The 3,069-nt window shown below is 42.4% G+C and carries 3 protein-coding genes; all 3 read left to right on the top strand.

The window, feature by feature from the left end; genetic code table 11:
• The coding region (locus tag VN429_RS05405) for a methyl-accepting chemotaxis protein (RefSeq protein ID WP_325630643.1) at positions 1–2,034 on the top strand (2,034 nt) is incomplete at its 5' end.
• 9 nt (positions 2,035–2,043) lie between these two features.
• On the top strand, positions 2,044–2,580 hold the full coding sequence (locus VN429_RS05400) for a chemotaxis protein CheW (protein WP_325630641.1): 537 nt from the start codon (positions 2,044–2,046) through the stop codon (positions 2,578–2,580).
• Positions 2,581–2,715: 135 nt separating this feature from the next.
• A partial coding sequence (locus tag VN429_RS05395; RefSeq protein WP_325630639.1) for a hypothetical protein occupies positions 2,716–3,069 on the top strand: 354 nt, incomplete at its 3' end.

Here is a 3,069-nt window from a genome sequence, read left to right as displayed (position 1 = left end):
ATCAACCTCCTTGTGTCTGATGGTCTGCTCCTTACAACTGCTATCGGAGAAGGAAAACTTGGGACCAGAACCGATGTTGCTAAACACTTTGGAGAATTCAGGGCAGTCATTCAGGGGTTCAATGATACAGTTGATGCAATTATAAAGCCTCTCAACATGACCGCCGAATATATGGATCGGATATCAAAAGGAGATATTCCACCCAAAATAAAAGAGGAATATCATGGAGATTTCAACGAGATAAAGAATAATCTCAATGTTTGTATAGAAGCCATTAATAGATTAGTATCAGATGGGCTCCTGTTAACGAAATCAATTGAGGAAGGGAAACTTGGGACCAGAACCGATGCTAGTAAACACTTTGGAGAGTTCAGAGCAGTTATTCAGGGGTTCAATAATACAGTGGATGCAATTGTAAAACCTCTCAATATGACCGCAGAATATGTGGACCGGATCTCGAAAGGAGACATTCCAACCAAGATCACTGTTACCTACAACGGGGACTTCAACGAGATCAAGAATAATCTTAACCAATGTATCGATGTCATGAGTGGTCTGCTCACAGAAACAAATTCGCTGATTATGGCAACCAAAGCTGGAAAACTAAGTACCCGGGGTGAAGCAAATAATTTCCCAGGTGATTGGAGCACGCTTGTCGAGGGGGTAAATGATCTTATCGACGCTTTTGTCCAGCCAATTAATGTCACTGCTGAATATGTGGACAGGATCTCTAAAGGAGATATTCCACCCAGGATCACTGATACCTATAACGGTGATTTCAACAAGATCAAGAATAATCTCAACCAGTGTATCGACGCGGTCTGCCTCCTTATTACTGATGTAAATAAACTATCTCAGGCAGCAATAGATGGGAATCTTTCAATCCGGACGGATACATCAAAACACCAAGGTGACTTCAGGAAGATCGTTACTGGAGTCAATGATACCCTGGACAGTGTTACTGATCCAGTCAAAGAAGCATTACGCGTTTCTAAAGAATATTCAAACTATCATTTCAGAGCGAGAATAAACCCAACTCTCAAGGTTTCCGGTGACTGGATGGAGTTTAAAATTGCTCTTGACAATATTGGAGATCAAATAGGTTCTGCAATCGGCATTATCAACGATCAAGTGTTGAACCTTGCATCAAATGCTGAAGAGGCAACTGCCAGTATCGAGGAGGTCTCTTCTGGTGCCCAGCAGATCGCGATAAATACCGGGGGAGTCAGCGCTAATGCTGAACGAGGGACTGAGGGTGTAACCCAGATCCTGAAAGCTATGGAAGATCTTACAGTTACGGTCAGTGAAGTCTCTCAACGGGCAGAACAGGTATCATCCTCTGCAACCCAGGCAAACACATTTTCAAAGTTAGGCATTGATCTCGCCAAACAATCAGAATCCTCAATGACTGAAATAACACGATCTTCTACCGAAGTTGACCAGATTGTTAATGAAATAAATAAACAGATGGAAGAGATCGGCAAGATCGTAAGACTGATCTCTGATATCGCTAATCAGACCAACCTTCTTGCTCTCAATGCAGCTATTGAAGCCGCCCGGGCAGGAGATGCAGGACGGGGATTTGCGGTTGTTGCTGCAGAGGTCAAATCACTTGCCCAGGACTCAAGAAAGTCTGCTGAGAATATCGCAGATATGATCTCCACTCTACAGGATAAAGCAAAGAAAGCAACGGTTGCCATGGCTCTGGCAGGAGAAAAGGTTGAAGAGGGGAGTAAATCATTGAACGAGACACTCGGAACATTCAATAAAATAGCAGACTCTATTGAGGCTATCACCAGAAATGCTATGGATGTCGCTGCTGCCTCACAAGAACAGGCTGCATCTGTCGAGGAAGTAACTGCCAGTATAAACGAGGTCTCAGTCCTTCTGGTCAATACTGCAAAAGAGGCTGGCGACGCCGCAGCGGCAACTGAAGAGACATCTGCTTCAATTGAACAGATAAGTAAAATTGTCTCAAACGTGAGTATTGCAATAGAGTCAGTCTCTACAGAAATGGTTAAATTCGTTGTATGAGGGGAAATCATGGAAGATTTTACACAGATAAATACACGAAACAAATCCCATGTAACCATCGATGAAGTTCAGGTCGTGGAGTTTATCCTAGGTGAAGAAAAATTTGCCATTAACCTTTTTGATGTCAGAGAGATCGTTGAATCATTCAGGATTACACCCCTCCCCCATGCACCATCTTATGTGAAAGGTATCATTGATCTTCGTGGTGAGATCACCACGGTAATTGATTTAAAAACAATATTGAGAATTATTCCGAAAAATTCAGAGGGTCAAATTGATGCACGATTCATTGTTCTTGATGAGAGAGTTACCAATGTAAAGACAGGTATCCTGGTAGATGATGTGACTTCAGTTCTGACTATTCCTGTAACAGACATCGATAAAACATCCTATGAGGGTGAAGAGAGTGCCTATATCCTAGGAATCATCAAAAAAACTATAGGAGATCGGGATGACACCAAAAAAGAACTCCTCATCTGGATAGATATCAAAGCCCTTCTCAAAGGGACAGAGGTAGAAACAGGGAATAAGAAAAATCGGGAATAATTCAGAGCGAGTGAACTTCTCCTATCAATGTTATCAAGGTGTCCTGAATGATGATACTTGGTTAAGGACGGGTAATGTTCCTAATGAGGACAATGGCGAACCAGCATGAGACCGCACCCATCAAAGAGAGTATCGATGAATAACAAATTTGATTTAGTAAAGGGGGAGGGTAAAATCAATGCATTGACGCAAGTGGTTCAAGAACCTACGGCATCAGACCCCGATACTCCCCCTTCTCTGGAAAAAACTACATCACTGCAAAACCAAACATCCAGGCCCTATCTATCTCTGCAGGATACCATACCTTCACTCGCAGAAACCCTCACCGCTTTTATGAAACAATATCAACAGATGGGCCATTATATTACTGATACATATTCCGATCTTCTCCGATTTGAGTTAGATGATGATAATCCGGATAGATCACCAATTTCAACTCACATTCCGAAAATATCCATGTATCTCATCCATGAGGACATGTATACCCTC

This window comes from Methanospirillum sp. (assembly GCF_035560735.1).
Lineage (GTDB): Archaea > Halobacteriota > Methanomicrobia > Methanomicrobiales > Methanospirillaceae > Methanospirillum.
Note: the sequence above shows the minus strand (reverse complement) of the source record. Positions and strands in the feature narration are given on the sequence as shown.